This window comes from Prevotella communis (assembly GCF_022024115.1).
Taxonomy (GTDB): Bacteria; Bacteroidota; Bacteroidia; order Bacteroidales; family Bacteroidaceae; genus Prevotella; species Prevotella communis.
Genome location: NZ_CP091792.1, coordinates 2,969,116 through 2,989,964 on the forward strand (window position 1 = coordinate 2,969,116; position 20,849 = coordinate 2,989,964).

The window sequence follows — 20,849 nt, forward strand, 5'->3', positions numbered from 1 at the left end:
AAAAAAGGTACAAGTTGTAACACTCATACCTCTATTTTTACATGTTATTAATATTTTATTAATATTCTATATAGATTCCTTAACATCCTTAAAGAACTTCCAGAACTTATCCGAGAAGTATTTGTTTTGCAGACCTGCAGGCACATATACTGTTACGTCGTAGGAATCGAAGGCTTCATCGATGATGGGCGGATACTTCTTGGGACACACAATCTTAGTCAGACGCTTGCAACCTTTGAAGGCATTCTTCTGAAGGCGTTCAATGCTTTTAGTAAGGGTAACGGCTTGTAAAGATTTGCATCCCATAAAGGTAGCTGGTTCAACAAAACGAACGCCCTGAGGCAGTGAGACCTCCTGCAAAGCCACACAGTCCATGAAGGCAGAATCACCAATCTCTTCCATTCGTTTGGGGAAGGAAACAGCTGTCAGGTCTCTGCAACCACGGAAAGCCTGCGGGGCAATATAGCCAATGCGATCAATTATTGTAGTATTCTTACAACCTGCTACTAGCATCAGCGTACCTTTCCACGTACAGATAATACCATTGCAGTTGTCGCGTGAGTCATAATGTGTATTGGTGGAATCCACACTGATAGCCTCCAAGGCAGGACAGTCGGCAAAGGCGCCATAGGCAATATCTTCCACTTGAGAAGGGATGACAATCTCCGCCAACTGGTCTGCATGAGCAAAGGCCTCTGCCTGAATCTGCTTCAGACCCACAAAATAGCGAAACTCCTTGAAGCTCTTCAAGTTGCAGCCACTAAAGATAGTACCTATACTATCCACAGCTGCTGCATCAACGCTTGTCATCTCCGTAGCGTCGGCATCAATCCATCCCTGCTCACGTGCTATTTTTATCAGGGGTTCATTTGTCTGGAGGGTCGCAATGACCTCCATTTCCACTTCTGGTGTGTCGTCATCATCGGGCGAACCCACCATATTGATTGCTAAAAAACACAGGGCAAAGATGGCAAGTGTTGCTAATCCGCCCAAAAACCAGATTTGTTTGTAAAACGGTGTTTTCTCTTCAGTTTCCATTGTTTTATTGATTGTTTTTGGTTATGATATCTTCAATCCCATTGATTGTGCTTTCTCCATCAACAGTTTCATCAAAGGCTCGCGCTCGTTCTCCACCTTATTGTCAAGGACGGCATCTTTCAGATACTGTTTCAGCGTGCCCACCTCGCGAGAGGGCTGCAGATGGAACATTTCCATGATTTCATTGCCGTCGATAACAGGCTGCAACAGGCGCTTATAGTCTTTCACCTGCAGATCAGCCAGTTTTTCGCGGACCATACGGAAATTCTCCAGGAACATCTTTTTCTTGCCTTCATTCTTCGAGGTGATATCAGCCTCGCAGAGTGTCATCAGGTCGTCAATATCATCGCCTGCATCATTCAACAGACGACGGACAGCAGAATCGGTCACCTCGCTGTCGGCAATGACCTGCGGACGCATGTGGAGGTCAACAAGTTTCTGCACATATTTCATCTCGCCACCCATTGGCAGTTTCAGGCGGCGGAATATCTCGGGTACCATCTTTGCACCAATAAAATTATGGTTATGGAAAGTCCAGCCCGCAGATGGTTCCCAACGCTTTGACTTGGTCTTACCGATATCATGAAGCAGCGCGCCCCAACGGAGCCATAAGCCTCCATCGTGAGCCACGACATTCTCAAGCACTTCCAGTGTATGATAGAAATTATTCTTATGGGCACGTCCGTTTTTCTGTTCAACGATGTCGAGAGCAGCCAGTTCAGGCAGGATAATACTCAGGAGTCCGGAGCGCTGCAAGTCAACGAAGCCCTTACTGGGATGTGGTGACATGATAATCTTGTTGAGTTCCACCTCAATACGCTCGCCACTGACAATCTTGATACGGTCGGCCATGCGTTCCAAGGCCTCGAAGGTCTCATCCTCAATCTGGAAGTTCAACTGGGTGGCAAAACGGATGCAACGCATCATACGCAGTGGGTCATCACTGAATGTGATACCCGGCTCCAAAGGAGTGGCGATGATACCATCCTCCAAGTCGGCCAAGCCATTGAAGGGGTCTACCAATTCACCGAAGCGGCTCTTATTCAGGCAAATAGCCATCGCATTGATGGTGAAGTCACGACGATTCTGATCATCCTCCAACGTACCATTCTCCACAATGGGTTTTCGCGAGTCATGGCTATAGCTCTCCTTTCGGGCTCCCACAAACTCCACTTCTGTATCGTGGAATTTTACTTGAGCAGTTCCGAAATTCTTGAATACAGAGAGATGGGCCTTGCGTCCCAACATATGTTTCAGTTCCTGAGCCACGGAGATACCGCTACCCACCACAACCACATCGATATCATTTGAAGGGCGCTCTAAAAAGATATCGCGTACATAGCCACCTACCACATAGCACTCCAGTCCTAAGCGATCGGCAGCCTCGCTGATTTGATGAAATATATTTTGGTCTAATATCTCGGCCAGTTCTTCGTCAGAATACAACTTCATTCTTTATCTTTCTCATGATTTGGACTGCAAAATTACAAAAAAAACACCACCTAGTATGTCAATTTAATTATTTTTAGTAACTTTGCCACAGAATTAAATCTAAATATGATTTCCAAAGAATGAAAAGATATTTTATTATTATTCCAGTCATCATTGCCACACTGTTTACCACAGCTTGTGGCAACTCGCGCAGAGACGAGATTGAAGCGCGGAAAGCAGCCCTGAAGCACAAGCAGGACTCCAGTTTACAGGCCGCCCAACAGGAGTTGGCCGTCGTTGACTCCACCTTAGAGGCGGTCAAGGCAGAATATGAACAGAAGAAAAAAGAAGTAGAGGCTCATAAAGCGGCCCTGCAGGCTACAGAAGAGGAGCTCACTGCCCTGACGCTGCTGCGTATGCACCGCGACTCCCTGCAGGTTCAATGGAATGCCTTAGGCGCAAAAATCAAGTATATCAGGATGAAAAGTCAAGACAGTCACAACGACCAGTAGACTGCCTGCCAGAAGTAGGAAATCCCAAATTTCGCTATAGCGACGGTTCAACGAGAAAAGTGCTCGTAAAGTAAAAAAGCGAGTTTTTCCTTTGCCGTTCTCTCAACTTTTCGTAACTTTGCACCCGAATTATGGATAGATTTGAAAAGACAAACGCAGAATTTGAGGCCGCCATTGCCGAATGCCGTGACATGTTTTCCAAGAAACTGCACGACTACAAGGCGTCTTGGCGCATTTTGCGTCCATCATCGCTTACTGACCAACTGTTTATCAAGGCTAAGCGTATCCGCTCACTGGAAATCAAGCAGGAGTCACTGGTTGGCGAAGGTATCAGACCTGAATTCGTGGCGCTGATTAACTACGGCATCGTAGGATTGATACAATTGGAGAAAGGTTTTGCCGATACGGTGGATATGGACAATGAGGCCGCCATGGCACTCTATGACCATTATGCCCATGAGGCCCTGGAACTGATGAAACGCAAGAACCACGACTATGACGAGGCGTGGCGCGGCATGCGTGTAAGCAGCTACACAGACCTGATACTCACCAAGATTGAGCGTATCAAGGAGATAGAGAACCTGAGCGGAAAGACTCTCGTCAGCGAGGGTATTGACGCTAACTATATGGATATCATCAACTACGCGGTCTTCGGACTGATTAAGTTGGGAGAATGAAAAAAGCGATAGTCAATCTGTGTCGCCTGCTTTTAGCGGCGGTCTTTATCCTTTCAGGATTCGTCAAGGCCGTAGACCCGCTGGGTACGCTATACAAGATGCAAGACTATCTGCAGGCCATGGATCTGGGCGGGTGGCTGCCCGACTTGGCATTATTGGCCTTCGCCGTAGGACTGTCGGCATTGGAGTTCTGTCTGGGAATCTTCATGCTGTTTGCCATCAGGCGCAGGCTCACATCCAGGACAATGGTGATTGTTCTGGCTATCATGACATCACTGACACTATGGCTGGCACTGACCGACCCCATCAGCGACTGCGGATGCTTTGGCGATGCGCTCGTATTGACCAACTGGCAGACGTTCTGGAAGAACATCATTCTTCTGACCGCAGCACTCGTCGTTGCAAAATGGCCCTTCGGGATGATTCGATTCATCAGCAAGTCAAACCAATGGATTGTCATCAATTACTCGTTACTGTTTATCCTGATTATCTCAGGATGGAGCCTGTACGACAGACCGCAGTTTGACTTCCGTCCCTATCACGAGGGAACAGACTTGCGTGAAGGATGGAACCTGATGATGGAGGGCAACGAGTCGCCCTACGCTGACTTCTTCATAGAGAAGGCCGATAACGGGGAGGATATCACGGAACAGGTGCTCAACAACGAAGGCTACACCTTTCTGCTGATTGCGCCCTGGCTGGAGAAAGCCGACGATTCGCAACTGGACTTGATAAACCAGGTCTACGAGTATGCAGAAGACAATGACTATCTGTTCTATTGCCTGACAGCCAGCGGAGAATCGGGCATCAGCCTTTGGCGCGACATCACAGGTGCCGACTACCCATTCTGCCAGACCGACGGGACAGTACTGAAGACGATGATCAGAAGTAATCCCGGACTGCTGTTGCTGAAAGACGGCAAGGTGATACGTAAATGGAGCCATAACAGGCTGCCCGATGAATATGACCTGGCACGACCTCTGGAGGAACTGGAGTTAGGACAGGCAGCCGGCAATACGATGGGCCGCCATATCGCTGAGGTGATGCTTTGGTTTGTATTACCATTGTTACTGCTCTCCATCACTGACCGGTTGTGGATGTGGTCCAAATGGATAAGGAAACGAAAAAATAGTAATTCTATTAATAAAAAAGAAGTAAAAATGAGAAAGAAAATTGTTGCAGGAAACTGGAAGATGAACATGAATCTCCAGGATGGTATTGCTCTGGCAAAGGAGCTGAACGAGACATTGAAGGCTGAGAAGCCCAACTGTGGTGTAGTTATCTGCACACCATTCATCCACCTCGCTTCTATTGCACAGTTCCTCGACCAGAACATCATCGGCCTGGGTGCAGAGAACTGCGCAGACAAGGAGAAGGGTGCTTTCACTGGTGAGGTTTCTGCCGAGATGGTAAAGAGCACTGGTGCTCAGTATGTCATCCTGGGTCACTCTGAGCGTCGTGAGTACTACAAGGAGACTCCCGAGATCCTGAAGGAGAAGGTGCTGCTGGCTCAGAAGAACGACCTGAAGGTTATCTTCTGTATCGGTGAGTCACTCGAGGAGCGCGAGGCAGGCAAGCAGAACGAGGTCGTTAAGGCTGAGCTTGAGGGTAGCGTATTCAACCTCTCTGAGGAGGATTTCCGCAAGATCGTTATCGCCTACGAGCCAATCTGGGCTATCGGTACCGGTAAGACTGCTACTGCTGAGCAGGCAGAGGAGATTCACGCTTACATCCGTTCAATCATCGCTGAGAAGTACGGTCAGGCTGTTGCCGACGACACCACTATCCTCTATGGTGGTTCTTGCAAGGCAAGCAACGCTCCTGAGCTCTTTGCTAAGCCCGACATCGACGGTGGTCTGATCGGTGGTGCTTCTCTGAAGGCTGCTGATTTCAAGGGTATCATCGATGCCTTTAAGTAAAAAGTAAAAAGGTAAGAAAGTAAAAGAGTAAAAAGAGTAATGATTATGCGTATGAAAACAGGATTATTGCAATCTATTATTAAAAAGGTAATAGTCATTTTACCCTTTTACCTTTTTACTTTTTTACCTTTAACCGCACAGACTTTCACCCAGCGCATACAGAAGACTACGGCTGGTGAAGGTACTATAACCATTCATCAGGATACAGCCATCGATGAACTGGTCAACGGTCCGGTATCCCCTGCGAAGCCCGCACCGGCTCCAAAGAAGACGACACCTGCACCCGTCAAACCTGTCACAAAGGCAAAAGACACACCTGTCATGCAAATCAAAGACACGACAGTCAGTCATAGTCAGCAAGAGACAGAGACCGACAGCACACAGATTACCCCAAAGCGTGTATTCAAGACTGTAGGCTACAGAGTACAGGTATTTGCAGGAGGCAACACACGCCAGGACAGGCAAAGAGCCGAACAGGCCGGACGTTCACTCAGGACACTCTTCCCAGGCGAGGAAGTTTATGTTCACTTCTATTCTCCACGATGGATTTGCCGGTTAGGCAACTACCGCACTTATGAGGAAGCCCACGAAAAGATGCTGGAAGTACGAAAACTGGGCTACGACGCTGCTACAGTCGTCAAAGGAAAAATCACCGTCACAGAATCTATAAAATGACATTAGAACCCGAATACAGAGAAGGCCTCGACGAATTGGCCGTACACTATAAACGAATTCTGGAACTTCTTGGAGAAGACCCGGATCGTGAAGGTCTGCAGAAGACCCCCATGCGAGTGGCAAAAGCTATGCAAGTGCTGACTCGCGGCTATGAAATGGATGCACACAAAGTGCTCACCGACGCACTTTTCAAGGAAGACTACAATCACATGGTCATTGTCAAGGACATTGACTTCTTCTCGCTCTGCGAGCATCATATGCTGCCTATGTACGGAAAGGTACATGTGGCTTATATCCCCAATGGCTATATCACTGGCCTCTCAAAGATTGCCCGTGTGGTTGATATCTACAGCCACCGACTGCAAGTACAGGAACGCATGACGATGCAGATTCGTCAGTGCATCCAGGAGACTCTCCACCCTCTCGGCGTCATGGTTGTTGTCGAAGCCAAGCACATGTGTATGCAGATGCGTGGCATTGAGAAACAGAACAGCATCACCACAACCAGTGAGTTCAGTGGTGCCTTTGAGCAGGCCAAGACCCGTCAGGAATTCATGAATCTCATTCATCATAACAACGCTTTATAGTAATCAGATTATGTATCAGAAAGATCGCGGATCATATCGCAACAAAGAATCACTCTTAGTGGAGTTCCAGCACAGTTGTCTGGGACGTGTTGTCATCGCAGCTGCCATTCTTGCTGTTATCGCCATCTTTGCTATCATTACCTGTCCCTCAGAAGAGACGATGCATGAAGAGATGAACGACAACATCCGTCAGTGCATCGAGGAAAGAGACAGTCTGGCTGTCGACTGGATTGATGACGCCATCAACAATTTCGGTTACATCTTCACGACTGCCGACACAACCATCAATACGGGGGCGATGAAGAGTTTCCAGGAGCATAACACACTGGTATACCACAATCACCTGCTCTTCTCTACCATGCACCTGCATAACACCTTCCAGGTACAGGGTATGCGTTGCGGCATCGGTATTCTCGGCATTGTGATACCCACGGTCAATTTCAACGACTTCATACTCAAGACGGGAACGATGCGCAAAGAGTATAACCAGCCAATCATACGAAACACCATAGCCGACGATGACTACATGGGTGAGACCCCAGACCTCGGAGGCGTATTTGAATATGAAGGGGATTAGATTATTTGTTCTAATCTACACACTGTTACTGGGCATGGCTATCCATGCCCAGCAATCGTTACAAATCACCGGTGTCATCACTGACGAAGAGACCGGAGATTCAATTTCTTTTGCCAGTATTGTCTATAAGGGGCACAATATCTCCACGGTAGCCAACGTATTCGGCCAGTATACCATTCCCCGTCAGGAAGGCTGGAATATCACGGTAAGTGCCGTAGGCTATAAGTCACGCATCATCCCTGTCAACAGCAAGACGAGGCGCAAGCTGAATATCACACTGAAACCCGCCAAGCAGGAACTGGCCGAAGTAACCGTAAAATCTAAGCGCAACCGGTATAGCCGGAAGGACAATCCGGCCGTGGAACTGATGCGGCGCGTGGTGGCAGCAAAGAAAAAGACCGACCTCAGCAATAATGACTATTATCGTTACAACAAATACGAGAAGCTGACACTGGCTCTCAACGACCTGACGCCCCAGCAACTGGAAAGTCCGTTTTTTGCCAAGAAGCCATGGCTACTCAATCAGGTGGAGGTCAATCCATACACCAACAAGCTGGTGCTCCCTGTCAGCGTAGATGAGACCGTCTCACAGAAATTCTACCGCAAGTCACCGAAAGACGAGAAGAATATCATCCAGGGACAGACGTCAACGGGTATCAATGACTATTTCCAGACGGGCGACATCATCAATACCGTGGTCAAGGATGTATTCACCAACGTAGACCTTTATCAGGATGATATCCGCATCCTTCAGCGCCCGTTCACCTCGCCCATGTCGGAAAAGGGTATCGGCTTCTACCGTTACTATATAGAAGACACACTGGCCATTGGGCAAGACAGTTGTATACACCTGGCCTTCGTTCCCAACAACATGCAGGATATGGGATTCCGCGGTGACCTGTATATCCTGAAGGACTCAACCCTTCACCTGCGTCGCTGTCAGTTGTCCATCCCCAAACAGAGTAATGTCAACTTTGTGGAGAGCCTGCAGGTGCTGCAGGAATACGAGAAGCTGCCCGACGGACAATGGGTACTGACTACTGATGATATGATTACCGAACTGCAACTCTTTGATTTTATCAGTGCCGGTGCTATTGTCACGCGTATCACCCGTTATTCAGACTATGACTTCAGTGAGGTGCCCAACAAGATATTCCACGGACAAAAGAAGGAAGTGACAGAAGCCGATGCACAGATGCGTGACAAGGCATTCTGGGACCAATACCGCCAGGTGGAACTGACACGTAGCGAGAACTCCATGGACAAATTCATGGAGAACATCCAGAACATGAAAGGATTCAAATATGTTATCTACGGACTGAAGACCCTTGTAGAAAATTCCCTGGAGACTGGCGACCCCAACTATGTTGACATCTGTCCCATCAACACCCTACTAACGAGGAACTACGTGGACGGATGGCGCACACGCCTCAGCGCGAAGACCACAGCCAACCTCAACAAGCATTTCTTCCTGTCGGGCTATTACGCTCACGGCTGGGGCAGTCATCGCAATTACTACGATGCAGAGATGACCTATTCGCTCAATGCAAAGAAATACCTGCCACACGAATTCCCCAGACGCACCATGACCATACAGTCGTCACAGGATATCTGTTCACCTAACGACCGTTTCATGGAGTCCGACAAGGACAACATCTTCGTAGCCATGAAATGGGCCGAGACCAATAAGATGATGTCCTATAACCGGCAGAAGGTCAGCTTTGAATATGAGACCGACTGGGGCCTGAAAGCCATCATCAGCGGAAAGACGGAAGAGAACGAGGCCTTCGGGGCCATGAATTACCAGACACTCGACAAGCCCTTTGTTCCCATCAACAGTAAAACCGGCAACGGTGAATATCTGCGTACGACAGAGGCCTCCTTTTACGTGAGGTATGCCCCCGGCGAAACATATATCAACAACAAGCTGCGCAGGCGCGTCATCAACCTGGATGCCCCCGTATTCAGCCTCAGCCATACGATAGGTTTTAACGGTGTCCTGGGAGGCGATTACAACTTCCACCTGACCGAGGCGCATATCTTCAAGCGTTTCTGGCTGAACAGCTGGGGAAAATTTGACGTAGACCTGAAAGGCGGTATCGAATGGGATCAGGTACCCTACCCTCTCCTCATCATGCCGGCCTCCAACGCGTCGTATATCATTCAGAAGAATACATTCAGCCTCATCAATACGATGGAGTTTGTCAACGACCGATATGTATCCCTGATGCTGGCATGGGATATGAACGGAAAGATACTGAACCGCATTCCATTAGCCAAGAAACTCTATTGGCGCGAGTACCTGGGAGTAAGGATGCTTTGGGGTGACCTTTCAGATAAGAATAACCCAGAGAAGAATCCTGGCAATCCCCGTCTGATGTATTTTCCCGAGGGTACCAATATCATGAACCCCAACCGGCCATATATGGAAATGGTGGTTGGAGTCCACAATATCTTCAAGTTCTTCCGAGTGGAATATGTGAAACGCCTGACTTACAAGGACCTGCCTTCAGCACCTCACTGGGGCATGCGCTACGGCGTATCACTCACATTCTGACACACGGCTCTTCACTCAGAGTCAGTAGTCATAGTCATCTTCCTCATCTTCGAAATCATCGTATACCCCACGAGAACGTTTCTCCTCACCCCAGCAGTCATCACTCTGGCGGCTGAATACCTCGTCAGTAAATCTGTCTCCTGATTTTGGAAGACTGTTCTGGCGCAGACAAACGCTTTCCACATGCAGGACGCAGGATGAAGGCGTCATATATCTCTTTTTCATCTTTCCAAATACTTTTTACCCTTATTTATCACCAGTCCACCCGTTCCTTTGGAAGGACGTCCCGACAAATCATATCTCAAATCGGCAGCAGTCTGCTTGGGCTCCACGTTCATCTGCCTGTCTACGACCGTCGGCTCTTCCTCCCATTGCAAGACAAGGCCTCTTGTTCCTGCGACAGGTGTGTAATCGAGATAGGCACGGTTTGCAGGAATAGTTGTACCGTTATAAAGCCAGAAACCTAATTCCCTGTCACCATCCTTTGCATGTCCCAGCGTCAAGACGCTTCCCGCTTCAACAGTCGTTTCTTCCGTCGTACCCTTAAGCAGGTTCATGTCTGTTATGGCATCAGCATCTGCCACACGCGACAGCCATTCATACTTTTTCTGTCCGGAGGCTCTCAGAAGCACAGGCACATTCTTGGGAAGTACTGTGACCGGCACCTCCTTCACCTTCAGTACGCCATCACTGATCTGCGATGCCACATACACCGATATATCATCAGGGACCGCTGCATCAAAAGGCAGGCATGTAGTAGCCCACCCCTCAGTACTCGTCGTCATGGATACGGGGGCCGGCAAATCAATGACAATAGGATTGCCTGGTGAGCCAGTGATACCATTGTATATAAATGACAGGCCAGTATCCACCTCTATAACACGGCCCTCGTAAAGAACCTTAAAATACAGAGGCTCACCTGTCTCGTCACCATATACCGTGAAGAAATACACGCCAGGTTTCTGGGAAGACGGCGTACCCTTGCCACGTATGGAATTGCCGGAGAACACGGCTGGCGTAATATCCTGCAACGGCACGCCATTCATCCGTACTTCCACGGAGACTGACATGTTTCCATAATAGTCGTAAGGGTTGACATCATCAAACATCCCTCCTGTCTGCGCTTGCAGATAACCAGGAATCACCAAGAAAAGCAACAGCAAGATGGCTGTCCGTGGCCCCTCCCACGAGGGGAGGGGGACGGATAGCGTTACAAATGATCGGTATTTTATCAAGCCTGTCATTTCACTGTTTTCTTTTTCCCGTTAAGGATATATACACCTTTAGATAACCTGCGAGGAGCGTTCTTACCTTGATGAACCATACGACCACTGAGATCATAGACTGCTGTATTATCAACATCAACCATAATCTCACTGATACCTACGGCCTCATTAAGGTCAAGAAGCACCGGCTGCTTAGGCGTGCCGTAGACAGCATCTGCCTCAAAGGCAAGTGCATATGGCAACTCAAGAATCTCGTTCTCAACAGCCACCTTGAAATTCAGCATAGCAGCATCATCACCAGGAATCGTGAGATAAGCCATACCGTTTTCATTGGTAACAGCAGCCGTACGGCACTCATCGTCCACATACACGCCCAGTTCCACATGACCCACAGGCTTACCACCATTGACAACCCTTGCAGCCATGACAGCGTTGCCAGAATAGAGGCGGAAATCTACAGGCGAGAACACACTGAGCGATGAATGAGCTGTTGGAGACACAGCCTGTCGTGCCCCAGCCACAGCAACCGTTGGATAACCAAAAGTACGTGCGCCATCAGAAACACTCTTCAGCATGTAACCCTTTCCAGGTTCTACAAGACTCATGGAGCCGACCCACTCGCTCGCGTCATAGTAGGCCACGCCACTCTGTCCTTTCAGCATATCGCCGTCAACAGCATTCAGACCGGCCAGGGCATTGTCCAGAGATGAAATCTGACGACCATAGTAGCCAATCCAGTTCCAGCCTTTGTTCACCGTAATCTGGCAGTCATCAGGATTCACACGCTGACCGATGACATACAGGCTGCGGTCGTTCTTCATCTTCACGGCATACATCTGGTCGTTAGTCAGATCCACATTGAGACTTCCATCCCATTTGCCGTCTTCATACATCAGCCATCCATTATTCTGTGTCTTGATGATGCTGACGTCGTCAGCAATCTTCTCCAGGATGGACTCAGCCGACATATTATCAGCCTTTACGTTCAGAGACATCCAGTTCCAGCCAGTCTTCAGCTCGGTTGACTGTTCAATCTTGTCAAGAACGGTAAACAGAACAGGTTCTGTGTACTTTCCTATCAGGGCAAGCGATTCAAACTTCACAGCACGATCAGGCTCTACAGCAGGATAGACCGTTCCCGTAGAAGCATCATAGGCACGGAAGGTCACAGTCTTGTTATTATCCGATGCATTATTTCCAAAGATATCCATCGTCACGAAGTAACCGTCGTAGCGGTCCTTGTATTCAAGATGTGCGACACCACGACACTCGTCGCCAATGAAGGCAGCCACGATATCCTTGTTGTCGTTCATCAGCGTACCGTCCAGCTTCACCTGTCCGATGATATTCATCGAGCCCTCAAAGTCTCTTGGGTTCACACTCCACAGAGGTGCCTGTCCCTCACTGACGACAGTCACATTCAACGGAGCTGCAATATTCTGTGAGCCCGTCAGGTAAATGGTCGTCTCGTAAGTACCGATAGGCAGATTCTCTGCAACGGTAAAGGCCAGTTGGACAGAAGCCAGCGGCATCAGTGAACCACCGTCCACGTTAGCGCTCAGCCATGACGGCATTCCGCTTAAGCTCCAGCTCTCACTCTCTGATCCCCTATTCTCAATAGTGGCATTAAAGCGTGCGGCGTTGGTTCCGACCTTGTTGACTTCAACTTCTGTCTCCTGCCAGCGCAGTTTGTTCTGTTGCACATAGACAGTCCATGTAATAGGATCGCATGTATTACCATTCACATCCTTCACGTTCTTGGCAGTGATGTAGATGTTGCAGCCTTCAATTTTTGCAGGCTGTTCCTTCAGATTCACCTTAATCTGACGCTCACTGGCAACAAAGTCAAACAACACATTCTCGAATTTCGGAGCCTGTTTCAGGGCTGCCGTGTTATCCGGACTGAGTGTTGAGAGCTGGGGAGTGAGAACCAAACCATCAGCATCGAAGCAGGACAGCTGCTCTGCCGCAGAGTTCTTGGATACGCTGTTATCAAAGGTACCCGTTGTCATAATCTGGTTGTACGCGTCCTTCGTGAGTTTCTCCAGCGGATAATAAGCCACCAGACCCGGTTCATCTGCCTTCACGCGTACGTACATATTATTGTTAATGACATCAGCAGTACGACGTCCTTTCCAGATACGTACCTCATCAATAGCGCCCTTCATCTGCTGTGAGAAGGTGTAGACGCCATTGGAAACCTGATTACGACGACCGCCCAGCATCAGTTTGTCACCAAACAACTCAGGCATAGCCGATGCAGAAATCTGCTTGCACTGCAGACCATCTACATAGACAGTACCCATTCCATTGGTACTCTTCAGCACGTTCACAGCCACATGGTGCCACTGTCCGTCACGCAAATCCCTGTTATAGACCTCTGCAGACGAGCCATTAACATCAAGTTCCATCTTACCCTGCGCATTCAGGCGCAAATCCATCTTGACAGTACTCAGTACCGAAGCAGCACCATCCTGCTGTTTGTCGGCCTTGAACCATGCTTCCACAAGATAATCCTCTTTTTCAGTGGTGTTCAGGCTTCCAATATTGACGGCAGCAGTTTTCGTTCCATCGAGCACAAGTGCATAGTTGTCGCCATCTATCCACCATGCATTCTGAGAAGGCAGGGTCATATGACGTGAGCGAGCCTTGTCGGTAGCCACGCTGCCATGTCCCTCGTTCAGTTGCCAATAACCGATAAGGCCATTTGTAAACTGACTCTTGGTAGTGTACATCTCTGCCTGAGCCTCAGCCATAGAGCGGTTACCGTTCCAAACGGCCAGTTCCTGTACCTTGGCAGTCAGGTTGTTACCACCAATACTCAGCGGTCCGTTGCCCTCGTAGGCATTTGCCATCAAACTATTGAAAAGCGACACGGTTTCAGAATCCATGGCATAGCCGGCACTCACCGTCTTTGCCTGCGCATCATAGCCCACATTCAGATACAGCCATTTGTTCTTGGGCAATGGATCACCTCCCGTCACGGTCTTACCCGCCACACTGACAGCCAGTTTACCATCCACGATGGCTACGTTGAAGTTGTAATCAGAAGTTCCATGGGTCAGCAGCGTACCATCAGTGCTGTAGTTTACCCACATACTGGTAGTAAACGACTTGCCGTTGAGGTCGATGGTAGCATCAGTCTTGGACACGGAATTGCCGGATACGCTGAGAGCCACATCATGCGCCACCTCACTCTCATTGAGTACGCCAAACACATCAAAGTTGTTGGGCTGCGTCAATGCAGAGCCCTGGATGTCTTCATTGAAGGTAATAACCAAGTCATCACCGCTGGTCAGTATTCCACTGGCAGGACTTGGCGTTGCCATCAGCATAGGAGGCGTCATATCACGGATAACCGTTATCTCCTCGCTCTCATTGTTCACCTCAACACCACCCTGGTCGCACACAGTGATGGCGCGGAACACGTAGGTCTTGTCACTGAAGCTGCTTGAACGCAAGTCAAGCACATAATTCAGCTTCGCCGTACCAGCCAGCGCAGGCAGCGCCAGGAGGTTAGGATCACTGGCCAGTTTGGCGGCATCCTTCGTATACTCCTGCAAGGTACGGAAGTCGGCATCATGTTCGCCCTTATACTGCAGACGGATACCCTGCAGCGAAGCCATCGCATAATTATAGCCACTCATCGACAGCGTAACAGGTGTCTCGGTGTCGGTATTCACAAGCGTGTGCGAAGCGGTCAGTTTAATATCCGAACATGACGGTTGGAAGTATACATAGAATTCCGTTGAGTCTGCAATCTCAGCATAAGTGCTGGTATTATCCTTCTGACACTGTGACGCAATACGCAAATGCACTCTTTCATAATTCAGCACATCGGGATTCGACTGACTCACTGTGAGCGTCTTCACCATCGTCTCACCAGCTTTCACCAGGATGGTATTACCCTTGCTCAGGTTGGCGCCATCCATCGTAACGATCAGTCCGTCGGGGTTAGAATCAGGCGTTACCAAGAGGTCGAACCATAGATCCTCACCCGTATCACTATTGTTGCGGATATACACCTTGAAAGTACCAGAACCGCCAGCAGGAATACCCGTGATGGTCTGCGTCTGGGCTTCAATCTCAGGTTTCTCAATCTGCACGGTCTTTGCAGAAATCACCGTACCCTTCTCGTAGTACTCGGTCACCACCTCGTCCTCATAAGGACAACTGGTAGCACCGCCACGGGTTACGAAGATGGGACCCATGCCGTCGGGGGCGTTGAACACATCTACCGACAGGTAGTCGTCGTCACCATCCTCGGCCAGCGTATAGCTCATGGACACAGAAACAGTTGTATCGTTCTGCTCCTCGCTCGTCCATTCGTTACCGTTTTTCTCTTCCAGTTCAGCACCGATACCAAGACCAGAGAAGGTGTAACCCAACTCCAGACCAAGAATGATGTTGAATCCGTCGGACTGGGAACTTGTCGATGAAGTACCGTTTTCCGTACTTACCGTCTGGGTAACGCTGGCACCGGCAGAGATAGAATGGTTTTCCTTCAGCCACTTATTGCGGTTCTGGATAGCCGTCACCTTGGCCTCCTCGTTCTTGCGCAGCTCATTCTCCCACTTGTTAATCTGTACGTTGTAGTAGTTCACCATATCCTGATAGTCCTTACCCAACTCGTGATCCATGGGAAGGAACATGGTGTATGACGGTCCGCTATAGATACCGTCTTTCACCTTATCAACTCCTACTGCCTGAGAACCCCAGACGCTCTTATCGCTATTGCTGGTACCATACTTTTCATTGTCCTCGCTCAGCGTGGTGACGTACAGAGGCTCTTCGCCCACTGCAGGACGGGGTATACCTGTCGTCGTGGCAGAAGGCGTAAGCAGTTTGTTACGCATATCCACGAAATTCGGAATCAGCACGTTCTTGATATAGTTCTGGTCGTACATGAAGCCGGTAGTAAACTCCTCACCCATCGAAAGAGCATCTTCCTGTATCAGTTCTGCCTTACCGTTCACGTTGTCCCACTTGATATCCACTGAACGACAGGCGCCGAAGATGATATTCTTGGAAGAACCGATGAACACGTCGCCTACAGCACCCACGAAGTCCATGGCATCACTGGTAGAGATATCACGGGTCGTCGTCGTGGTCTGCACGGTGGTATTGCCCGACGTACGCTTAGCAGAGTACTCGGCACCAGCCTTGATATTAACCTTGCTACTCAATTCATTTATGACCATGAAACCGACACCAACACCTGTTTCCGCCTTCACACCGGCATAGATCGTTGAGTTGATACCCGTTTCATTGGTATACTCCGTGGTCGTTGTCTTGGTCTTGCTGATGGTCGTACCCTTGCTCCATGTCACAGAAGAGCCTGTTCCTGGGGGATCGCGCAGCACCATGAGCACCTCATCCGGACCTTCCGTCACGAAGTTATTACCCGTTGGCAGGCCGCCAAGCACAATCACCTTGAACTTACCGTTCTCGCTCCACTCCATCTCAGTACCATTGTTATCGTAGCTGATAGACAGGCCGCGCGTGTAGGGAGCCTGGATATTGGGGAAACCCACGGTAAAGTTATAGACCGCCTTACCATTATCGTCCAGTTCCAGTTTATCATCAACCATCTCGCCCACAGAACCATCAGCCTGTGAAACGGAAGTAGTCGTTGCATACTGGTTCTTGATGGTCACCTCCTTACCAGCAAGGGGCACCTCGTCTACAACCGGTTTGTCTCCGTCGTAGTTGGTATAGCGCTCATAGGCATATACCGTGTACTTATAGGAAGACAGTTCCTGATAGACAGGATAGCCGTTGGGATTCTCATTGCTCACACCGAAGGTGTACTGCACCTTGCCGTTGGCATTGGGGATGACATTGCCGGTAACGTCGTCATAGTCGTAGAGTTTCACGACATGCTCCACGCCGCTGAGATCCTTCACCTTGTAGTTCTTCATACCAAAGGTGCCATTCTTGTTCTCAGACAGTTCAATCGTTGAAACAGCCTTATACTCCATCTTTGCACTGCCCACATACTCGAACTTCTGCCATACACCGTCCACCTCAACAGAGTCGGTGTAAACAAGGTTGGGATTCGTTGCGTCGATGGTGGGCAGACTGAGCTGATCCTTCGTGATGGCATCTTCATCGGGTCTGCCGGGGAATGCCACGGAGGTCACGTCGTAGCGCAGCGGGGGCAACTGAGCCACCCACTCACCTGTCTTCGAGTCGGTCTCAATCGTAATGAAGTTCTTTGATCCGGGTACATACGCCTTACCATACGATGTTTCCAAGTCGCGCTGTACCTTATTTATATTTACGGTCTTTTTCGTATCGTCAGGATCGGGCTCTTCCACATTCAGATAGCCATTCTCGTTCGAGAGCTCCAGTTTCAGCGTGGCCTTACCGATATTGTTCTTACCCTGATTCAGACCGAGAGGCTTTTCGTACTCGATATCACCACCGGCCACACGTCCGGCTACGGTCACCGTAGTCTGGTCATAGAAGGTCACGTCTCTCAACTCCCTGTCGAAGTTGACACGCTCTCCCGTTCCATTGGGATCAGCCGGATAGCGACCATCGTTCAGGAACGTATGACCATTCTTCTTCACCTGGATGAAATGCTCGCCAATAGGCACGCTGATTTCAAACTCACCCTTGGAATTAGTCATGATAGGCTCACCATCCTTCGAAGCCATCAGGCCGTCAACATACAGATAAGCCTCCTCTACAGGAATACTGGTATGTTCATAATATACCACGCCACTAACGGGGAACGAACTCACATCGTCAAAGTCCACACCATTGTGCACCAGTGAGTTGTTGCCCACATAGCGCAGATGCTGCTGCGGGTTGAACTTATGAACGCCCAAGGCAGGTATGATGGCATAGGTCGTACCCTCACCCGTGAACGGAACACCCTGGATGATATAGTTTCCGTCCTTGTCGGTCTTGGCCTTCAATGCCAGGTCCTCAGGTGTAAACGTTGAACTTTCGGTGTTACTGCCAATCTTACCATGGTGCTCGTTATAGACGGTTCCGTCGCGCGAGTAGTCGAAGAACTGGGTACGCAAGCCTTCATCAAAGGTCCAGTAGGTTTCCAGGTTCTTCTCGTTACCCACGAGCAGATGGTCGTAGTTCTCCTTGATTTCATCCTCGGTAAGACACTTTGTCCACAGACGGAATTCATCGACATAACCCTTGAAGTAACCCAGCTGGAACTGGGTAGCGCTACTCAGGTCAAGCGTTCCAATGGTCTGCGTCTCCTTCAACAGCTTTGGATTGCCGAGTGAATCGAGCTCCACCAGATAACAGGTCACACTCGTTCCCTTACGCGTTAGCGCCACATGATTGTAGGCGCCTTTCTTCAGTTTGATGTTGAAGAAATACTGTTTCTTACCGTCGCAATAGATGATCCTGCCATCACTGAAAATACCAAATGCGCCCACGTTTTCACCCTTCAGTCGTGCCATCCACTTGTTAGGATACTCCTCGGGAGCAATCCACATCTGCATGGAGTAGTCGCCAGTGGCAAACTTATTCTTGGCATAGTTGGCATCGGGATAATTCCACGTCACCACACTCTGTTCGGTATCAGTGAAGTGCATGGAGTGGAACTGTTCCAGGTTATCACCTGACGAAGAGCTCTTTTCCGCAATTACATCGGCACCGGCCACAGAACTGCCCGTTGAACCGAAGGTGATTCGTCCGCTCACGGTACCGGTAGTCTGTGCGAAACCGATATCAGTAGCTTCATTGGAGATGATCTTACCGTTGTCACACTTGTCCTGCACGGTGATGCGGTAGTCATAGTAGATGCCGGGAAGTGGCGTCTCATCAGTATAGAACAGGTACTCATCGGTGCTCGATGTACGATAAAGAGTGGTCCAGGCCTCATCTTCCTTCTCAGTGCGCCTTCTGTCCACGATATAGGTTTTGGAAGTAGTAGAGCCCTGCAGGTCAACATGCCACGACAGTTTCACCGTACCGGGATAAGCGCCCTTCGTCGCAGTGAAGTCATAGAACAGCGTACCACTGCCGATAGCCTTGCTTTGTACGGCATCTGAATTAAATGTCTTATCACCGATGACACCCTCCACACGATAGTTGTGGGGCTCGCAACCGTTCAGCGGTTCCTCAGTGTAATGGATTCCGTCCTGAACACCATTCTGGCGGTCGTTATGCTTGTCGGTAGTACGATGTTCCCAGCGGAAACTTGTCTGGTTGTTCGTAGGCGTGATGGTATATATAGGCTCCGTCTCATCGTCCACATAGATATTGAACTTATTACCCCAGTTGGCAGGGTAGCCGTCGGATGTCCAAGTGAACACGATGCGGTCTTCCTTACTCTCAGCCTTGAAACCGTTGACAGGCACCTTACGCTGGGTGCTCACCGGGTAAGGTTTGGATGTCAGTTCCTTGAGTTGCGTATCTAATGGCCAGCCTTTCCATACATAGCATATCGTATAGGTGACTTCCTGATCCACCGGAACATTATTATCGGTAAAGGATTTCACAGATTGAGCAACATCCCCCACTTTGTTACCATTACGGTAAATCACCCACTTAGTGCCCCAATCGCCTGTCTCGTAATTACCATTATCCGCTGTCCAGTGAAGCGTCACCGAATTATCAGCCTGATTGTACGACGCACCTGAAATGGTGGCAAGAGGCATTTGAGCAAATGTCTTTGCACCAGCTGACGAGGTATAATACTTTGTGCCGTTGCCGGCATCGCGGTCACGGGGATGCGCATATTCGTGATAAGGTGCAATGGTAAACTGTGAGCGCATATCCTTGCCGATGTCGCTCAACTTGAATGTATACGAGCCATTGTTATAGTTCGATATGTTTTTGATACCAATTTTGCCCTCGTATTTGCCATCGATGGCAGTACAGAGGTGCGTGCGTCCATCCGTATTCTGAGAACCGCCAAAACTATAAGGAATGGTTACCGTACCATCGGGCGACACGCTGAATTCTCCATTCCAGTTCAACTGACGTACATTAAAGGTATAAGGACAGGCCACAGTCTGCGTCACGTCCACTGTCGTTGAACTGCTTTTGTTCCAATACCACCAGGTACCCCACAGACGTACGGTGATATTCGTATTAAGCATATCAAAGGGAATCTTCCACATTGTTCTCATCCACGTAATCTTTCCCTTTCCATCAGTTCCTTCATGGTAACTGTACTTAAACTGTCCACCATAGTCCCATGAGTCATTCGTGGTCCACTGCTTGTCGGAGTAGTACTGTTTCTTTGAATAGATGTTATACATACGACGGTTATAACCGTTCTCGTTACAGCACAGGTTACCGGCATACTTATAGGAGTCGCTGCCCACCTTCATGTGCACACCGAGACCCCACGCGTAGTTGTCGCCTTCAAAGAAACCCTCATCGGCTCCCTCATCATTCCACACGACGGTACCCCACCTGATATACGGGTCACCGTCATTGGTAATATAGGTCACATTCTCCTTGAAGGGATACCACGACTTATAGTCAGTCTGGGCATTAATCCCCATGGCGGAGAATACAAATAACAGTACTAGGAGAAAAACATGTTTCCCCATACTCACATCACTCATGCGTAGCCATACCCATGGCCGTCGCAGAAAAAGAAACCAGTTGGCAATCATAAAATAGTTAGGTTTATATTGAGTTAATTATTCACTGGTCAA

General features: G+C 49.1%; 12 protein-coding genes. 7 read left to right on the forward strand and 5 right to left on the reverse strand.

Annotated features, from left to right (window positions below; genetic code table 11):
• Positions 1–66: 66 nt before the first annotated feature.
• Both L6468_RS12340 and L6468_RS12345 read right to left on the reverse strand, forming a co-directional pair.
• A complete protein-coding gene (locus tag L6468_RS12340; protein WP_237793464.1) occupies positions 67–1,038 on the reverse strand; it encodes a leucine-rich repeat domain-containing protein in 972 nt (323 codons plus the stop codon).
• Between the two features lie 21 nt (positions 1,039–1,059).
• Positions 1,060–2,490, reverse strand: coding sequence for a CCA tRNA nucleotidyltransferase (locus L6468_RS12345; RefSeq protein WP_237793465.1), 1,431 nt, complete (start codon positions 2,488–2,490; stop codon positions 1,060–1,062).
• Positions 2,491–2,609: 119 nt separating this feature from the next.
• Here L6468_RS12345 and L6468_RS12350 point away from each other — a divergent pair, with 119 nt between their 5' ends.
• From L6468_RS12350 to L6468_RS12380, 7 genes are all read left to right on the forward strand, one after another.
• Positions 2,610–2,981 (forward strand): hypothetical protein, encoded by a 372-nt coding sequence (locus tag L6468_RS12350; RefSeq protein ID WP_091818963.1) that lies wholly within the window; start codon positions 2,610–2,612, stop codon positions 2,979–2,981.
• A gap of 131 nt (positions 2,982–3,112) precedes the next feature.
• Complete coding sequence (locus L6468_RS12355; RefSeq protein WP_091818962.1) at positions 3,113–3,658, forward strand: DUF1599 domain-containing protein; 546 nt, start codon at positions 3,113–3,115, stop codon at positions 3,656–3,658.
• A complete protein-coding gene (gene tpiA, locus L6468_RS12360) occupies positions 3,655–5,577 on the forward strand; it encodes a triose-phosphate isomerase (RefSeq protein ID WP_237793466.1) in 1,923 nt (640 codons plus the stop codon). Before L6468_RS12355 ends, tpiA begins: the two co-directional genes overlap by 4 nt.
• Positions 5,578–5,628: 51 nt before the next feature.
• Entirely contained in the window at positions 5,629–6,252 is a 624-nt protein-coding gene (locus tag L6468_RS12365) for an SPOR domain-containing protein (protein WP_237793467.1), read from the forward strand.
• Positions 6,249–6,839 carry a GTP cyclohydrolase I FolE gene (gene folE, locus L6468_RS12370; protein ID WP_091818960.1) on the forward strand — a complete coding sequence of 197 codons (591 nt, stop codon included), beginning with the start codon at positions 6,249–6,251 and terminating at the stop codon, positions 6,837–6,839. Before L6468_RS12365 ends, folE begins: the two co-directional genes overlap by 4 nt.
• A gap of 10 nt (positions 6,840–6,849) precedes the next feature.
• The gene (locus tag L6468_RS12375) at positions 6,850–7,416 is read left to right on the forward strand and encodes a hypothetical protein (protein ID WP_091818959.1); all 567 of its coding nucleotides are present in this window, start codon (positions 6,850–6,852) and stop codon (positions 7,414–7,416) included.
• On the forward strand, positions 7,403–9,973 hold the full coding sequence (locus tag L6468_RS12380; RefSeq protein WP_237793468.1) for a DUF5686 and carboxypeptidase-like regulatory domain-containing protein: 2,571 nt from the start codon (positions 7,403–7,405) through the stop codon (positions 9,971–9,973). Before L6468_RS12375 ends, L6468_RS12380 begins: the two co-directional genes overlap by 14 nt.
• Positions 9,974–9,994: 21 nt before the next feature.
• On the opposite strand, the gene L6468_RS12385 is transcribed toward L6468_RS12380, so the two are convergent.
• From L6468_RS12385 to L6468_RS12395, 3 genes are read right to left on the reverse strand one after another with little or no spacing between them, the layout of a single operon-like run.
• Positions 9,995–10,198, reverse strand: a complete 204-nt coding sequence (locus L6468_RS12385; protein WP_237793469.1) for a hypothetical protein — start codon at positions 10,196–10,198, stop codon at positions 9,995–9,997.
• Positions 10,195–11,217 (reverse strand): hypothetical protein, encoded by a 1,023-nt coding sequence (locus tag L6468_RS12390; protein WP_237793470.1) that lies wholly within the window; start codon positions 11,215–11,217, stop codon positions 10,195–10,197. The genes L6468_RS12385 and L6468_RS12390 overlap by 4 nt, the downstream gene beginning before the upstream one ends.
• Complete coding sequence (locus L6468_RS12395) at positions 11,214–20,693, reverse strand: LamG domain-containing protein (protein WP_237793471.1); 9,480 nt, start codon at positions 20,691–20,693, stop codon at positions 11,214–11,216. Before L6468_RS12395 ends, L6468_RS12390 begins: the two co-directional genes overlap by 4 nt.
• Between the last annotated feature and the right edge of the window lie 156 nt (positions 20,694–20,849).

What these genes read in the sequence shown, in the direction of transcription:
- L6468_RS12340 (WP_237793464.1), bottom strand. Translation starts at nt 1,038, where the DNA reads ATGGAAACTGAAGAGAAAACACCGTTTTACAAACAAATCTGGTTTTTG.
- L6468_RS12345 (WP_237793465.1), bottom strand. Translation starts at nt 2,490, where the DNA reads ATGAAGTTGTATTCTGACGAAGAACTGGCCGAGATATTAGACCAAAAT.
- L6468_RS12350 (WP_091818963.1), top strand. Translation starts at nt 2,610, where the DNA reads ATGAAAAGATATTTTATTATTATTCCAGTCATCATTGCCACACTGTTT.
- L6468_RS12355 (WP_091818962.1), top strand. Translation starts at nt 3,113, where the DNA reads ATGGATAGATTTGAAAAGACAAACGCAGAATTTGAGGCCGCCATTGCC.
- tpiA (WP_237793466.1), top strand. Translation starts at nt 3,655, where the DNA reads ATGAAAAAAGCGATAGTCAATCTGTGTCGCCTGCTTTTAGCGGCGGTC.
- L6468_RS12365 (WP_237793467.1), top strand. Translation starts at nt 5,629, where the DNA reads ATGAAAACAGGATTATTGCAATCTATTATTAAAAAGGTAATAGTCATT.
- folE (WP_091818960.1), top strand. Translation starts at nt 6,249, where the DNA reads ATGACATTAGAACCCGAATACAGAGAAGGCCTCGACGAATTGGCCGTA.
- L6468_RS12375 (WP_091818959.1), top strand. Translation starts at nt 6,850, where the DNA reads ATGTATCAGAAAGATCGCGGATCATATCGCAACAAAGAATCACTCTTA.
- L6468_RS12380 (WP_237793468.1), top strand. Translation starts at nt 7,403, where the DNA reads ATGAAGGGGATTAGATTATTTGTTCTAATCTACACACTGTTACTGGGC.
- L6468_RS12385 (WP_237793469.1), bottom strand. Translation starts at nt 10,198, where the DNA reads ATGAAAAAGAGATATATGACGCCTTCATCCTGCGTCCTGCATGTGGAA.
- L6468_RS12390 (WP_237793470.1), bottom strand. Translation starts at nt 11,217, where the DNA reads ATGACAGGCTTGATAAAATACCGATCATTTGTAACGCTATCCGTCCCC.
- L6468_RS12395 (WP_237793471.1), bottom strand. Translation starts at nt 20,693, where the DNA reads ATGGGGATTAATGCCCAGACTGACTATAAGTCGTGGTATCCCTTCAAG.